This window comes from Streptomyces sp. NPDC093149 (assembly GCF_044754145.1).
In the GTDB taxonomy this organism is placed as follows: domain Bacteria; phylum Actinomycetota; class Actinomycetes; order Streptomycetales; family Streptomycetaceae; genus Streptomyces.
In genome coordinates this window covers 26859-40823 of record NZ_JBIVON010000017.1, presented here as the reverse complement: position 1 = coordinate 40823, position 13965 = coordinate 26859, and the positions used below count along the sequence as shown (strand labels likewise).

At 71.5% G+C, this 13965-nt stretch carries 14 protein-coding genes; 7 read left to right on the top strand and 7 right to left on the bottom strand.

The features are described from left to right. Positions 1–137 precede the first annotated feature (137 nt). From ACIQCZ_RS34775 to ACIQCZ_RS34765, 3 genes are all read left to right on the top strand, one after another. On the top strand, positions 138–1394 hold the full coding sequence (locus ACIQCZ_RS34775) for an extracellular solute-binding protein (protein WP_402288658.1): 1257 nt from the start codon (positions 138–140) through the stop codon (positions 1392–1394). Between the two features lie 211 nt (positions 1395–1605). After that, a complete protein-coding gene (locus ACIQCZ_RS34770; RefSeq protein ID WP_402288655.1) occupies positions 1606–2424 on the top strand; it encodes a GNAT family N-acetyltransferase in 819 nt (272 codons plus the stop codon). After that, the gene (locus ACIQCZ_RS34765; RefSeq protein WP_402288652.1) at positions 2421–3305 is read left to right on the top strand and encodes a lysophospholipid acyltransferase family protein; all 885 of its coding nucleotides are present in this window, start codon (positions 2421–2423) and stop codon (positions 3303–3305) included. Before ACIQCZ_RS34770 ends, ACIQCZ_RS34765 begins: the two co-directional genes overlap by 4 nt. Here the strand turns inward: ACIQCZ_RS34765 and egtD are convergent. Genes egtD through egtA form a run of 4 tightly spaced genes read right to left on the bottom strand, consistent with a single transcriptional unit; the run spans position 3248 to position 7627 of the window. Beyond that, positions 3248–4210 (bottom strand): L-histidine N(alpha)-methyltransferase, encoded by a 963-nt coding sequence (egtD, locus tag ACIQCZ_RS34760; protein ID WP_402288650.1) that lies wholly within the window; start codon positions 4208–4210, stop codon positions 3248–3250. The genes ACIQCZ_RS34765 and egtD overlap by 58 nt on opposite strands. Then, positions 4207–4962 (bottom strand): ergothioneine biosynthesis protein EgtC, encoded by a 756-nt coding sequence (egtC, locus tag ACIQCZ_RS34755; protein ID WP_402288648.1) that lies wholly within the window; start codon positions 4960–4962, stop codon positions 4207–4209. Before egtC ends, egtD begins: the two co-directional genes overlap by 4 nt. After that, positions 4962–6314, bottom strand: a complete 1353-nt coding sequence (gene egtB / locus ACIQCZ_RS34750) for an ergothioneine biosynthesis protein EgtB (RefSeq protein WP_402288647.1) — start codon at positions 6312–6314, stop codon at positions 4962–4964. Before egtB ends, egtC begins: the two co-directional genes overlap by 1 nt. Continuing rightward, positions 6311–7627 (bottom strand): ergothioneine biosynthesis glutamate--cysteine ligase EgtA, encoded by a 1317-nt coding sequence (egtA, locus tag ACIQCZ_RS34745; protein WP_402288645.1) that lies wholly within the window; start codon positions 7625–7627, stop codon positions 6311–6313. The genes egtB and egtA overlap by 4 nt, the downstream gene beginning before the upstream one ends. Positions 7628–7777: 150 nt before the next feature. Here egtA and ACIQCZ_RS34740 point away from each other — a divergent pair, with 150 nt between their 5' ends. Beyond that, entirely contained in the window at positions 7778–8614 is an 837-nt protein-coding gene (locus ACIQCZ_RS34740) for a TIGR02452 family protein (protein ID WP_402288644.1), read from the top strand. On the opposite strand, the gene ACIQCZ_RS34735 is transcribed toward ACIQCZ_RS34740, so the two are convergent. After that, entirely contained in the window at positions 8599–9057 is a 459-nt protein-coding gene (locus ACIQCZ_RS34735; protein WP_402288642.1) for a type II toxin-antitoxin system PemK/MazF family toxin, read from the bottom strand. The two genes, ACIQCZ_RS34740 and ACIQCZ_RS34735, sit on opposite strands and share 16 nt — an antisense overlap. Positions 9058–9332: 275 nt before the next feature. Between ACIQCZ_RS34735 and ACIQCZ_RS34730 the strand changes: the two genes are divergently transcribed. Together ACIQCZ_RS34730 and ACIQCZ_RS34725 are read left to right on the top strand one after the other, a co-directional pair. Then, a complete protein-coding gene (locus ACIQCZ_RS34730) occupies positions 9333–10355 on the top strand; it encodes a LacI family DNA-binding transcriptional regulator (protein WP_351084375.1) in 1023 nt (340 codons plus the stop codon). Between the two features lie 227 nt (positions 10356–10582). Next, positions 10583–10888 (top strand): hypothetical protein, encoded by a 306-nt coding sequence (locus ACIQCZ_RS34725; RefSeq protein WP_402288640.1) that lies wholly within the window; start codon positions 10583–10585, stop codon positions 10886–10888. 74 nt (positions 10889–10962) lie between these two features. Here ACIQCZ_RS34725 and trxA read toward each other — a convergent pair whose 3' ends face one another. Continuing rightward, the gene (gene trxA, locus ACIQCZ_RS34720; protein ID WP_402288637.1) at positions 10963–11334 is read right to left on the bottom strand and encodes a thioredoxin; all 372 of its coding nucleotides are present in this window, start codon (positions 11332–11334) and stop codon (positions 10963–10965) included. 115 nt (positions 11335–11449) lie between these two features. On the opposite strand from trxA, the gene ACIQCZ_RS34715 reads away from it, so the two are divergent. After that, entirely contained in the window at positions 11450–12892 is a 1443-nt protein-coding gene (locus tag ACIQCZ_RS34715; RefSeq protein WP_402288635.1) for a dihydrolipoyl dehydrogenase family protein, read from the top strand. 136 nt (positions 12893–13028) lie between these two features. On the opposite strand, the gene ACIQCZ_RS34710 is transcribed toward ACIQCZ_RS34715, so the two are convergent. Next, a complete protein-coding gene (locus ACIQCZ_RS34710) occupies positions 13029–13907 on the bottom strand; it encodes a family 16 glycosylhydrolase (protein WP_402288632.1) in 879 nt (292 codons plus the stop codon). Positions 13908–13965: the final 58 nt, after the last annotated feature.

The following is a 13965-nucleotide window of genomic DNA, read 5'->3' as shown; positions in this document are numbered from 1 at the left end:
GCGGAATGTGTGATGAACGGGCCTTGACCAAACCAATGGTCCATACCAAAATCCAGCCACGCCCGTGCGAGCGCCGCCCGCAGTCCCCCACACCGGGTCCTGGATCTTGTCGTGCCGTTTCGCAGAAGGTGAACCTGGTGAAGAACCGCATACTCGTCGGAGCCGTCGCGCTCGTTTCCACCTTTGCGCTGGGCGGATGCGGCTTCGTCTCGGGCTCGGAGGCGTCCGGCAGCGAGAAGGTCACGATCTGGCTGATGAAGGACAGTGTGTCCGCCGACTTCCTGGAACGCTTCACCGAGGCGTACCGCGACGAACACCCCTCCATCGAACTGGAGTTCAAGATCCAGAGCTGGAGCGGCATCGGCCCGAAGGTCATCGCCGCGCTCAAGGGCAAGGACACCCCGGACGTCATCGAGGTCGGCAACACCCAGGTCTCCCAGTACGCGGAGAGCGGCGGACTGAGCGATCTCACGCTCGAGTCCGTGCGTGACCTCGGCAGCGACGAATGGCTGCCGGGCCTCGCCGACCCGGGCAGCATCGAGGGCGTCCAGTACGGCATTCCCTGGTACGCGGCCAATCGAGTGGTGATCTACAACAAGGATCTCTTCGAGCAGGCGGGAATCACCAGCCCGCCGAAGACCCGCGACGAGTGGATCGCGGACAGCGCCCAGCTGAACCGGAACGGCAACCAGGGCATCTACCTCGCGGGCCAGAACTGGTACGTCCTCGCCGGATTCATCTGGGACGAGGGCGGCGAACTGGCCGAGGAGAGGGGCGGCAGCTGGGAAGGCACCCTGGACAGCCCCGGCGCGCTCAGGGGCATGAGCTTCTACAAACAACTCCAGGCGCTCGGTGACGGCCCCAAGAACGCGGACGAGGAAAGGCCCCCGCAGGCCAAGGTCTTCGCCGAGGGCGACGTCGCGCAGATCATCTCGGTGCCCGGCGCCGCCGCGCAGATCGAGCAGCTGAACCCTGAACTCAAGGGAAAGCTGGGCTACTTCCCGATCCCGGGCAAGACCACGAAATCTCCCGGCTCCGTCTTCACCGGCGGATCCGATCTGATCGTGCCGGAGAAGGCGGGCCGGCGCGCCGCGGGCATCGATGTGATCAAGGCGCTCGCCGGCCAGAAGTGGCAGGAAGAACTCGCGAAGGCCATGAGCTACGTGCCCAACAAGCCCGGTCTCGCACGCGTCATCGTGGGACAGGAGGGCACCGCGGCGATGGCCCGGGGAGCCACGAAGGGACGTGCGACCCCCAACGCGCCGCAGTGGGCCGATGTCGAGGCCGTCAATCCGATCAAGCCGTACATGACAGCGGTCCTGGAGGGCGGCGACCCGCAGGCGGAGGCGAAGGCCGCGTCTGAGAAGATCACCGAACGGCTCGCGGGCGGCTGACGCGCGCGGCTCCGGTCCGCGGCGGGAACCCGGTCCCCGGCGGGAACCCGGTTCCCGGCCGGGCACACCTGGGATTCAGCCTTCGCACATCCCGGCTCTCCCATGCGGTCACGTCGAATCCAGCCGGTCACGGAAGAAGTAAGGGGCCGGGCCTTCGCAGCAGCGCGACGGCCCGGCGGCCGCCCTTGCCGATCCGTCCCCGGAGACCGTCATGAACGCGCTGCCCGTCGCCTCCCTCCCCGCCGCCTCCGTCGTTCCCGCGCAGCCCGTCCCTCCCGCCCCGGCGCGCTACCGGGTGTCCCTCGCCGTGGACCAGGACGAGGTGCGCGCCGCCCAGCGCCTGCGCCACCAGGTCTTCGCCGGCGAGCTCGGCGCCAGGCTGGACGGAGCGGAACCCGGCCTGGACAGCGACGCGTTCGACGCGTACTGCGACCATCTGCTGGTACGGGAGGAGACCACCGGCGACGTCGTCGCCACCTACCGTCTGCTGCCGCCCGACCGGGCACGGATCGCCGGGCGCCTGTACGCGGAGAGCGAGTTCGACCTCGGACGGCTCGGCACCATCCGCGACGACCTGGTGGAGGTCGGCCGGTCCTGCGTCCACCCCGCCCACCGGGACGGCGCCGTCATCGCGCTGATCTGGGCCGGACTCGCCCGCTACATGGAACGCACCGGGCACAACTGGCTGGCCGGCTGCTGCTCGATCCCTCTCGCCGACGGCGGCGTCGCGGCGGCCGGGGCGTGGGAGACCGTACGGACGAAGCACCTGGCACCCGAGGACCACTGGGTCACTCCGCACCGCCTCTGGCAGTACACCGCGGCCGGAGCAGAAGAAGGGGGAGCGGTACCCACCGGACTCGCCACGCTCCCGCCGCTGCTCCGAGGCTATCTGCGACTGGGCGCATGGGTCTGCGGTGCACCCGCGTACGACCCCGACTTCAACGTCGCAGACCTTTACGTGCTGCTGTCGTTGCGCCGTACCGACCCCCGCTATCTGCGCCACTTCCTCGCCCTCGCCCCGCTGCGATGAACCCCTGGCTGCCCACCGCACCCTGCACCCCACTCGCCTGCGCCGGTCACGACGGCCGCGTGCGGGGCCGCCCGGCGGCCGTGGCCCTGCTGCTCGCCGGGTGCGCGTTCGTCCTCGCCGGGGCGCTGGGTGCCCCGTTCGCGCTGATACTCGGCGCGACACGGCGGGAGAGGCTGATCCGGCGCTGGGCGTACGGGGTCGTGCGGGCATTCGGAGTGCGCGTGCGGGTCGTCGGCGCACCCGAGGCGGTCGCCCCGGGCGCGCTCGTCGTCGCGAACCACATCTCGTGGCTGGACATCCCGCTCGTCGCGGCCGTGTTCCCCGGCCGGATGCTGGCCAAGCGCGAGATACGCGACTGGCCGCTGCTCGGCCGACTCGCCGCCGCCGGCGGCACGCTCTTCGTCGAACGCGACCGGTTCCGCGCGCTGCCCGCGACGGTGGGCCGCATCGCGGCGGCGCTGCGCGGTGGTTCACGGGTGGTCGTCTTCCCGGAGGGCACCACCTGGTGCGGGCGCGGCGGCGGCAGGTTCGGCCCCGCCGTGTTCCAGGCGGCGATCGACGCGGACGCCACCGTCCGGCCGGTACGCATCAGCTATCGCACCGCGCCGCCGCACGGCTCGGCCGCCCGGCCGCCCGGTCACGACGGCTCCGCACCGGCGGAGCACAACGCCCCGGCCGGTGCGGCCGGCTTCGTCGGCGACGATCCGCTGACCGCCTCACTGTGGCGAGTGGTGACGGCGGCGGGGCTGACCGCCGAGATCCGCGTCCTGCCGCCGATCGCGGCGGGTGACGGGCCGGACCGCCGCGCCCTGGCCCGGCTCGCTCAGACCGCCGTCGCCAACGACAGCGCGAACCGGTCCGCGGAATCCGTCCACCACTGATCCATCCTCAGACCGGCCGCGGCGAGTTCGGCCCGCACACCCTCCTTGCGGAACTTGGCCGACACCTCCGTACGCAACTCCTCACCGGCCGCGAAGGACACCACCAGATCCAGGTCCGGGATCTTCACCGTGAGCGCCTCACGGGCCCGCAGGCGCATCTCGATCCATTCCCGTTCCGGATCCCACAGCGCCACGTGGTCGAAGCCGGACGGATCGAAGTCCGCGCCCAACTCCCGGTTCACCACCCTCAGTACGTTCTTGTTGAACTCGGCAGTCACCCCGGCCGCGTCGTCGTACGCGGCGACCAGTACCTCCTCGTCCTTCACCAGATCCGTGCCGAGCAGCAGCGCGTCGCCCGGGGACAGCAGCGACCGCACCGATTTCAGGAACACCGACCGCTCGGCGGGCAGAAGATTGCCGATCGTGCCCCCCAGGAACGCGATCAGCCGCGGCCCCGGGGTGTCCGGCAACGCGAGACCGCCCGTGAAGTCGGCGATCAGGGCGTGCACCGAGAGTCCGGGCCGCTGCGCGAGCAGGGCCTCGGAGGCCCCGCGCAGCGCGCTCTCGCTCACATCGACCGGCACGTAGCTGCGCAGCTCGGGCAACGCGTCCAACAGGTGCCGGGTCTTCTCCGACGATCCGGACCCCAGCTCGATCAGGGTCCGCGCCCCGGATGCCCCGGCGATCTCCTCGGCCCGGCCGATCAGGATCTCGCGCTCGGCGCGGGTCGGGTAGTACTCGGGAAGCCGGGTGATCTCCTCGAACAGTTCACTGCCGTGCGCGTCGTAGAACCACTTGGGCGGCAGCGTCTTCGGCTGCCGGGTCAGGCCGTGCAGGACATCGGCGCGCAGCGCCGCGTCCGTGGCGTCCACCGGCAGGGTGCGGGTCAGCAGAAAGGGACTCACTCGGCGGGCTCCTTGAGCGGGGTCAGCAGGACTTCGGCGCGGGTCGCGGTCAGCAACGTCCGGTCGGGGACGGCGCGCCAGTGCGGATCGTCGTCGTACGGCTCCGAGGCGACGACCGTGCGCAGGCCGGGCTCGGCGAGGTACCACAGGGTGTCGCCCCAGGCCGTCGCCACGATCGCCGTGCCATCGGTGAGCAGCAGATTCAGTCGTGCTTCCGGCGCCGCCGCCGCCACGTCGAGCACGGTGTCGGCCACCGCCTGCGCCAGTTCGTCGCCGTCGGCGAGGCGGTGCCGTACGAGGGCCCAGACCAGGGCCGAGTCGCAGCGGGCCGTGAGCGTGAGCAGTTCGGCCGGGGGCAGCGCTGCGGCGAGCGGCGCCATCGAGCCGGGCCAGCCCTTCACCGCACCGTTGTGGCTGAACAGCAACCGCCCGTCGGCGAACGGCGCGGCGGCCGCCTCGCCGTCGGCGCCCGCCTCGGTGGCGTCGCGCACCGCGGCGAGCAGCGCCGAACTGCGCACCACTCTGGCCAGGTCGGCGAATGTCTGATCGCCCCAGACCGGCCCCTCGCGCCGGTAGCGTCCGGGCACCGGATCGCCGTCCGCGTACCAGCCGACGCCGAAACCGTCGGCGTTGACGGTCCCGTACCGTTGGTGCCTCGGGGCCCAGGACTGGCGTACAAGGCTGTGAGGGGGGCGTGTCAGCAGTTCACCGAGAGCGACCGGAGGCCCCAGGTAGGCGATATGACGGCACATCAGAGGTCCCTCGCGGTACGGAAGCCGGAGAAGATCTGACGCCGCACCGGCAGGTCCCAGTTACGGAACGTGCCCCGGCACGCCACCGGGTCCACGGCGAACGAACCCCCGCGCAGCACCTTGTGGGCCGGACCGAAGAACACCTCGGAGTACTCGCGGTACGGGAACGCCGAGAATCCCGGGTAGGGAAGGAAGTCGCTGGACGTCCATTCCCACACGTCACCGATCAACTGCCCCACGCCCAGCGGTGACCGGCCGGCCGCGTACGCCCCGGCGGCGGCGGGCCGCAGATGGCGCTGGCCCAGGTTGGCCCGCTCGGGGGTCGGGTCCTCGTCGCCCCACGGATAGCGCAGCGAACGCCCCGACACCGGGTCATGGCGCGCCGCCTTCTCCCACTCCGCCTCCGAGGGCAGCCGGCGCCCCGCCCACCGGGCGTACGCGTCCGCCTCGTACCAGCTGACGTGGAGCACCGGTTCGTTCCCGGGCACAGCCTCGGTGACTCCGAAGCGACGGCGCAGCCACTGGCCGGCGTCCCGGTGCCAGAACAACGGACCGATCAGTTCGTGCTCACGCACCATCGCCCACCCCTCGGGGGCCCACCAGCGTTCCTCGGTGTAGCCGCCGTCCTCGATGAACCGCTGGTACGCGCCGCAGGTGACCGGCGTCGTGTCGATGAAGAAGCCCGGTACGTCGCGCACATGGGAGGGACGCTCGTTGTCCAGCGCCCAGGGTTCGGTGGACGTGCCCATGGTGAACGGACCACCGGGGACCAGGACTTCGGTGGCAAGCTCCGTCGCGTCGGTGGGGGCGGGAGGCAGTGGTGCGGTCAGGACGGCGGGACCCGATCTCAGCTGATGGGTGATCAACATCGTTTCGTCATGCTGCTGTTCGTGCTGCGCGATCATTCCGAAGGCGAAACCGGACCGCACCAGCGGACGATCACCGTGCAGCGCGGTGCCGTCGAGGACGTCCAGTGCGCGTCCGCGCACCTCCGCGGCGTAGGCACGGGCCTCCGCGGGCGGCAGCAGCGGCAGCGAGGGACGGGTCGCCCGGGGGTGCTCGAAGGCGTCGTACAGCCCGTCGATCTCCGGACGCATCGCCTCCCTTCCGGCCACCGCGCGCAGCAGCCATAGTTCCTCCTGATTGCCGATGTGCGCGAGGTCCCACACCAGGGGGGACATCAACGGCGAGTGCTGGGAGGCCAGTTCATGGTCGTCAACGCTGTCGGTGAGTAGCGCGGTGCGTTCGCGCGCGGTGAGCAGTGCGGTGAGTGCACGCTGCCGGAGCGCCTCGGTGTCCGCCTCGTCCGGTCCGGTGGGGCCGGAGGGAGCGGGTGTGGGGGAGTCGGTCATGAGAGGAACCCCTCGACGTGGTGGCCCGAGCCGCCCGCCTCACCCGGCGCGAGCGGATTTCGGAGATCGTCCGCGGGACATCGGCCCCGGGCGACGTAGCGGTCGTTGAAGTCCGCCACCGCCTCCTGCACCGCCGTGCTCGCGCCCATCCGGGGCAGTGCCTCCAGCGCGAGCCGGAAACAGACGGTGGCCGCCGCCCGCAGTTCGGGATCGGTCAGGCCGTCGCGGGCGGCGCCCGTCCAGAGCGGATTGCGCGGCGCGGGCCACGGCCCCGCCGTCTCGGCCAGCGGTTTGACGGTGCGGTACACGGTCTCGGCGGCCTCCGGGTCGTCGAACAGAGCGGTGGTGACGGCGAGCGGCACCAGCCACCCGTCCACGCCGTGCTGCGCGTCGATCATGCGCAGTTCCAGATGTCCGCGCGGGCGAACGGGCGGGAACAGCGTGCTGATGTGGTAGTCGAGGTCGTCGCGCACAGGCGGTCTCGGCACGCCGGTACGGATCCACTGCCGGAAGGTCAGACCCTCCGGTACGGCCCACGGTCCCTCGTCCTGTCGGATGCACATCACCGGTGTGTCCAGGACGTGCGCGGCCCAGGCGTCGCGGGGCGGCAGATGACCGGACGGTGCCAGCGGCCGCCATGGGTCGAGGTCGGCCCAGAGCGACTGCCGGGTGGACCGCCACGGCGTCGTCCGCCCGCACCGGAGAGGAGAGTTCGCGAACACCGCGACCAGCACCGCGCCCAGCAGATGACACAGCTGCCAGCGCCGCGCGTAGCCGAGCGGACCGGGTTCCTCCTCTCCCGCGTCCAGGCAGACCTGGACGGACGCGGTGGTGCACATCATGGCGCGACCGGCCGGTCCCGACCGGTCGAACGAGATCTCCATGGCGTCGTAGCGCGGCTCGTGCAGCAGACGGCGCGGGGGATGCCACGGATCGAGGCCGAGCCCCACCGGTACGAGATCCACCCGGTCCAGGGCGTCACGCACGGTGGCGAGATCGGCTGCGGTGGCGTCGATGCACGCCATCAGGGAGTCGGCGGGGCGCGAGCTGAGTTCCAGCTGGCCGCCGGGCTCGAAGGTGAGCGCCGCGCTCAGGGGCAGGGCCCGGAGGATCGCGGCAGCCGCGTCGAGACGGTGGTGGGGGACGGGGACGCGGGGCAGATCTCGGTGGTGAATGAGCCATTCGAGTTCGACGCCGACCGTCCGGGGCGGTCCGGTCTTGAAACAGATGCAGCGCAGTAAGTCCTCCGTCTCGCCCTCGACGAGGGGCGGGGCCTGGCCGGGCGGACCGTGGCCGGGTGTGTCGGATGACATGCCGGGGCCTCCTTGTTCTCGGTTCGTCCGTCCCAGCCAAACCCTTACGAGGGGATCGCACAAGAGTGCCCCTGTGCGTCATAAATTCGGTTGCATCCATGCCGCCGGAGCGCCGAGCATGCCCCGTATGCACCACACGGGGGAGTACCGATGAGCGCGCGGCTGCGCGGCATCGCGCGAGAGACCGAGGCCATCGTGGCGGCCGGCCGCTACCGTACGCAGGAGGGGCGTGAGGTGAGCATCGAGCGCGCGCTGACCGCCGCGCTCTCGGGGACCAGGCTGTACGGGCCCGAGCCGGTGCCGGTCGCGGCGCTCGACTCCGACCGCACCCCGGTCGTCGAGGTCACCGATGAGAGCAGCCTGTGCGCGGCGCGCCGGATGACCGCCGAAGGGCCGGGCAAGGTCGCTGTCCTGAACTACGCCTCCGCTCGCAATCCCGGAGGCGGATACCTCAACGGCGCGCAGGCCCAGGAGGAGGCCCTGTGCCGCGGTTCGGCCCTGTACGCCACGCTGCTGCGCGCCCCCGAGTACTACGCCCACCACCGCGCCGAGCGCAGCGCCTTCTACACCGACCGGGTGATTCATTCCCCCGGTGTGCCGGTGTTCCGCGACGATCGGGGCCGACTGCTCGACACCCCGTACACCGCGGGCTTCCTCACCTCCCCGGCGCCCAACGCCGGGGTCATCCGCAGCCGCACCCCCGAGGAGGCCCACCGCATCCCCGCCGCGCTCGCCTCCCGGGCCGAACGGGTGCTGGAGGTCGCGGCCGTGCGCGGGTACCGCAGACTGGTGCTGGGCGCCTGGGGGTGCGGTGTGTTCCGCAACGATCCGGCGCAGGTGGCCGGTGCGTTCAGAGCGTTGCTCCTCGACGGCGGCCGGTTCGACGGGCACTTCGAGCAGATCGTCTTCGGCATCCTCGACCGCAGCCCCGAATCCGCCACCCGGTCCGCCTTCACGCGGACGTTCGGCGGTCAGTGCCAGCCGTAGCGCTCCCGCAGGCGGTCGGCGACCAGATCGAACCGGTTCCGGTCCAGCGCACACGCCTCACGCCGCATCCCGTCCTCGTGCACCCGCAGCACCCGGTCCAGATCGGCCCAGGACGGGCGGCCCGAGCTGTCCCACGGTCCGGCCCCGAGCGCCACCCACTCGCGGTCCCGGTCGTGCTGCTTGCTCGACAGCTGTACGGCGAGCACAGTGCCCGCCGCCTCGCGGGCCACGACCAGCACGGGGCGGTCCTTGCCGCGCCCGTCGTTCTCCTCGAACGGGACCCATGTCCAGACGATCTCGCCGGGGTCGGGATCGCCGTCCCGGTCGGGGGCGTACGAGGTGCGGACCGGGCCCACCTCGTGCGGCTCGGCCTCACACGTCGCCGTCGGGCCGGGGAACTCGGCCGTACCGTCGGTGCTGTCGTCACGGTGCTGAAGGGTCATGCCCCCACCGTAGGACCCGCACGGCCCGATCCCCGGAGCGGGTCCGGGGTGCGGACGCCGGGCCCGGACCGCCGTGATCGGCGGAAGCCCCGCCCGCGCCGACGCACCGTCACCACCGCCGCGCTGATCGCCCGTCACCGGGAAGCACCGCCCGTGCGCCGAGGGCCGGCGGGCCGGTCCGGCAGGACTCCGCCCCGCTCCGCCCCGTCGTCAAGAGGTCATCCGTGCCCCGGGGCGCACCCATGGGGCACGCGTCTGGAAGACTGCCCGACGCCATGAGCCAGTTACCGAAGCAGCCCACCGAAGGCCCCGTTCCGACCAGTGCCGATGTGGCACGGCTCGCCGGGGTCTCGCGGGCCACCGTGTCGTACGTCCTGAACAACAACGCGACCGTACGGATCAGCGAGACCACCCGCCGCCGGGTCAGGGCGGCGGCCACCGAGCTCGGCTACGTACCGCACGCGGCGGCCCGCAGCCTGCGCGCCGGGCACACCCGCATGGTGCTGCTGCCCACCGTGAACCTCCCCGCCGGGCCGCTCCAGCAGCACTTCTTCCACGAGCTGGAATCAGGGCTGCGGCGCCTGGACTACACCGTGGTGCAGTACGGCAGTACGAGTCTGGACGCCGACGACGCGCCCCGCGTCTGGGCCGAACTCCGCCCCGTCGCCGTCATCGTGCCCGGCACGATCGCCCTGACCCCGCAAGGCATAGCGGTGCTCAGGCGATCGGGGGCCAAGGCCGTCATCACGCTCGGCCCGCGGCCGGTGGACGGTGCGCACGCGCTGGTCATGGACCAGCGGGAGGTCGGCGTCCGGGCGATCGGACATCTGCTGGAGCGCGGCAGGCGTCGCATCGGCGTGGTCATGCCGGAGGAATCCGGCCTCGGCCTGTTCGCCGAACCCCGGCTGGCCGGGGCCCGACAGGCGGCACGGAGCCACGGAGCCCGTATCGAACCGCTGCCGCTGCGGTACGAGGAGGAGTCCGCCGCCCGACTGGCCGCCCGCTGGCGCACCCTGGGTCTCGACGCCGTGTTCGCGTACAACGACGAGTACGCGATGCTTCTGATGCGGGCCCTTCAGGACACGGGTGTCGAGGTGCCCCGCGAGGCGGCCGTGGTCGGTGCCGAGGACCTGATGCTCGGCAGACTGCTGAGGCCCCGGCTCAGCACCGTGCGGATGGAGCTGGCCACGGCGGAGCCGCTCGCGGACCTCGTGGACCGCCTCGTGCGGCACCCCGGCGGCGCCCCTGCGCGTTACGACCTGTTGCGGGCCGGAGCCGTCCACCGCGAGTCCAGCTGAGGAGCCGGATCCGCACGGAGCGGCAACGTGCGCACCACGCGCTGCTTGCCTGAGGGCTGTCCCGTGATCCCCGGCGGGCATGCGACGGCAGCTACGGCACCTCGCCGCGTTGTCGGAACGTCCACATACATCCAGTATGCGGACGCCTCTCCGCCTTGCGATGCACCGCATCCGACGCCGCGTGCTGATCCACCGCGGATTACGGGGCATCCCTTAGCGTCAGAACCATGAGCCATCCGCAGAGTTACGAGATCCTGCTGGTCCCCGAATTCGCCGAGGACACCACCGACGCCGTCGAGCCCGGCGGCGCCATCCGTTCGGCGGTCGTGGCGGCGACCGGAGAGACAGGGGCATCGGGCTACCCCCGGTATGCGGGCGAAGGCATCGTGGCGGACATCGACACGACGACCCACACCGTCGAGGCCCTGCTGGTCGACGGTGCCGAGCTGGACCTCGGCCTCTCGGTCCGGATCAAGGAGCAGGGCGCCGGGAAGAACGACCGGGACGACGCCGAGATCGACGCGGACGGCTGACCGGGCCGCTTCCGGCCGTGGAAAGGGGCCCGGCAGTCGACCGGGCCCCTCACCCGCGCTTCTGCGCGCGGAGCCTACTTCTGCTCCTTCTGCTGCTTCTCGATGGACTTGCGGACCTCGTCCATGTCCAGTTTCCTGGCCTGCCCGATGACGTCCTCCAGCGCGGCCTCCGGCAACGCGCCGGGCTGTGCGAACACGGCCACATTGTCCCGGACGATCATCAGCGTGGGAATGGAACGGATCTCGAAGGCCGCCGCAAGCTCCTGCTGCGCCTCCGTGTCGACCTTGGCGAAGACCAGGTCGTCGTGGCGCTCCGAAGCCGCGTCATAGACCGGCGCGAACTGCCGGCACGGGCCGCACCAGGAAGCCCAGAAGTCGATCAGGACGAAGTCGTTGTCACTGACGACCTGATCGAAGTTTTCCTTGGTGAGCTCTACGGTGCTCATGCTCTGTTACCTCTTCCTGTACCGGCTCGGACCTGTCCGGCACAACGGTGCTCGGACCTGCGCTATTCCGCCTGCCCATGTGGCCACCGCGCACACCCGCGATCAGACTGTCCTCATGACAGATGCTTCCCTCAATACCGAGTACGACGTCGTGGTGATCGGAGCGGGTCCGGTGGGTGAGAACGTCGCCGACCGGGCGCGGGCCGCCGGACTGAGCACGGCGGTCGTCGAGACGGAACTCGTCGGCGGCGAGTGCTCGTACTGGGCCTGCATGCCGAGCAAGGCCCTGTTGCGCCCGGTCGTCGCCCGCGCGGACGCCCGCCGTGTCCCGGGCCTCAGCGACGCCGTGCAGGGACCGCTGGAGACGGCGGCGGTCCTCGCCCACCGCGACGACCAGGCCTCGCACTGGAAGGACGACGGGCAGGTCGCCTGGCTGGAGGGCACCGGAGCGGACTTCTACCGCGGCCGGGGCCGGCTCACCGGCGAGAAAGCCGTCTCCGTCACCGCCCCCGACGGCACGGAGCACCGGCTCACCGCCCGGCAGGCCGTCGCCGTCTGCACGGGCAGCCGTGCCGTCGTACCCGCCCTGCCGGGCGTCGACGGGGCGCGTCCCTGGACCAGCCGGGAGGCGACGAGCGCCAAGAAGGTGCCCGGCCGCCTCGTGATCGTCGGAGGAGGCGTGGTCGGGACCGAGATGGCCACGGTCTACCAGGCCCTCGGTGCCCGCGTGACGATGCTGATCCGCGGCAAGGGACTCCTGCCGAAGATGGAACCCTTCGCGGGAGAGCTGGTGGCGCGGGCGCTGGGGGAGGCGGGCGCCGACATCCGTACCGGGGTCACCGCCACCTCGGTACGGCGTACGGCCCCGGACGGGCCGGTCTTCGTGGAGGTGGACGACGGTGAACGCATCGAGGCCGACGAGATCCTCTTCGCCACCGGCCGCGCTCCGCGCACCGATGACCTCGGCCTCGAAACGGTGGGCCTGACACCCGGCTCGTGGCTCACCGTCGACGACAGCTGCCGTGTCGACGGCACCAGCTGGCTCTACGCGGTCGGCGACGTCAACCACCGTGCGCTCCTCACGCACCAGGGCAAGTACCAGGCACGCATCGCGGGCGCCGCGATCGCCGCCCGTGCGGCGGGCGACCCGCTGCTGGAGACCGACCGCTGGAGCGCCCACACCGCCACCGCCGACCACGCGGCCGTCCCCCAGGTCGTCTTCACCGACCCCGAGGCGGCCTCGGTCGGTCTCACCCTCGCCGAGGCCGAGCGGGCCGGACACCGCGTACGCGCCGTCGACCACGACCTCGCCGCCGTGGCGGGCTCCGGCCTGTACGCGGACGGCTACCGGGGGCGCGCCCGCATGATCGTGGACCTCGACCGGGAGATCCTGCTGGGTGTCACCTTCGTCGGACCCGGCATCGGTGAACTGCTGCACTCGGCGACGGTCGCGGTCGCGGGCGAGGTCCCCATCGCCCGGCTGTGGCACGCCGTCCCCTCCTATCCGACGATCAGTGAGATCTGGCTGCGCCTGCTGGAGACGTACCGGGACGCGTGAGCTCCGGCCCGCACACGGGTGGCACGCCGACGTACGCGCCGCGCGGTGGCGGCACGTACGTCGGCCGGGGCACGTCCCTGGCGGTCGCCCCGCCGTCGGCGCGGCCGGGAACCACCGGCGGGGCGAGCCGGGGCGGTCAGACCGGCGGCCGGAGATCGCTGGTGGTGACCCGTACGTGGTCGACGACGAGTTGCTGCGGGAACGAGGTGCCGCCGTCGGGGTCGCCCGGCCAGTAGCCGCCGACCGCGAGGTTGAGGATCAGGAAGAAGGGCTTGTCGAACACCCAGGTGTTGCCGCCGAGATCGGCGGGTGTGCGCCGCTGGTAGACGTTGCCGTCCACCGACCAGGTCACCGAGCCGGGGGCCCAGTCGACGGCGAAGGTGTGGAAGTCGTCGGCGAACGCCTGCCCGCCGGGCAGGGTGTACGCGGCGCCGATCCCGCCGGAGCCGGAGTAGCCGGGACCGTGCAGGGTCCCATGGACCGTGGACGGTTCGAAGCCGACGTTCTCCATGACGTCGATCTCGCCCGAAGCGGGCCAGCCGACCTGGCCGATGTCGTCGCCCAGCATCCAGAAGGCGGGCCACATGCCCTGTCCGCGCGGGACCTTCATCCGGGCTTCGACATGCCCGTACTTCTGCGTGAACCGGCCCGATGTGTTCAGCCGTGCCGAGGTGTATTCACACGTGCCGTACCAGCACTGGTAGTTCTTCGGATTCTCCCGGCGTGCGGTGATGACCAGATGGCCCTGGCCGTCGAGTGCCGCGTTGTCGTTCCCGGCCGTGTAGTACTGCCGTTCATGGTTGTTGACGTTGTCGCCGGTCTCGATCTGCCACTTCGCACCGTCGACGGCGGAACCCGCGGGGCCGTCGAAGTCGTCGGTGAACGACCCGGCCGCGGTGGCGGCCCGCGGTCCGGGGACGGATGCCCCGGCCGCGGGGCCGGAGGAGGCCGAGACGAGGGCGAGTGCGGAGAGGGCGGACACCAGCAGGCGTCGGGTGAGGTGGGGGGACTTCATGGGGGGTCCTTCCCGTGCGGTTCGCGAGAGTGTCATGTCTATGACAACCCTCGGTGTG

Coding starts and splice junctions, on each gene's coding strand:
- ACIQCZ_RS34710 (WP_402288632.1), bottom strand. CDS start 13,907: ATGAAGTCCCCCCACCTCACCCGACGCCTGCTGGTGTCCGCCCTCTCC.
- ACIQCZ_RS34715 (WP_402288635.1), top strand. CDS start 11,450: ATGACAGATGCTTCCCTCAATACCGAGTACGACGTCGTGGTGATCGGA.
- egtC (WP_402288648.1), bottom strand. CDS start 4,962: ATGTGCCGTCATATCGCCTACCTGGGGCCTCCGGTCGCTCTCGGTGAA.
- ACIQCZ_RS34725 (WP_402288640.1), top strand. CDS start 10,583: ATGAGCCATCCGCAGAGTTACGAGATCCTGCTGGTCCCCGAATTCGCC.
- egtB (WP_402288647.1), bottom strand. CDS start 6,314: ATGACCGACTCCCCCACACCCGCTCCCTCCGGCCCCACCGGACCGGAC.
- ACIQCZ_RS34770 (WP_402288655.1), top strand. CDS start 1,606: ATGAACGCGCTGCCCGTCGCCTCCCTCCCCGCCGCCTCCGTCGTTCCC.
- trxA (WP_402288637.1), bottom strand. CDS start 11,334: ATGAGCACCGTAGAGCTCACCAAGGAAAACTTCGATCAGGTCGTCAGT.
- egtA (WP_402288645.1), bottom strand. CDS start 7,627: ATGTCATCCGACACACCCGGCCACGGTCCGCCCGGCCAGGCCCCGCCC.
- ACIQCZ_RS34735 (WP_402288642.1), bottom strand. CDS start 9,057: ATGACCCTTCAGCACCGTGACGACAGCACCGACGGTACGGCCGAGTTC.
- ACIQCZ_RS34765 (WP_402288652.1), top strand. CDS start 2,421: ATGAACCCCTGGCTGCCCACCGCACCCTGCACCCCACTCGCCTGCGCC.
- ACIQCZ_RS34740 (WP_402288644.1), top strand. CDS start 7,778: ATGAGCGCGCGGCTGCGCGGCATCGCGCGAGAGACCGAGGCCATCGTG.
- ACIQCZ_RS34730 (WP_351084375.1), top strand. CDS start 9,333: ATGAGCCAGTTACCGAAGCAGCCCACCGAAGGCCCCGTTCCGACCAGT.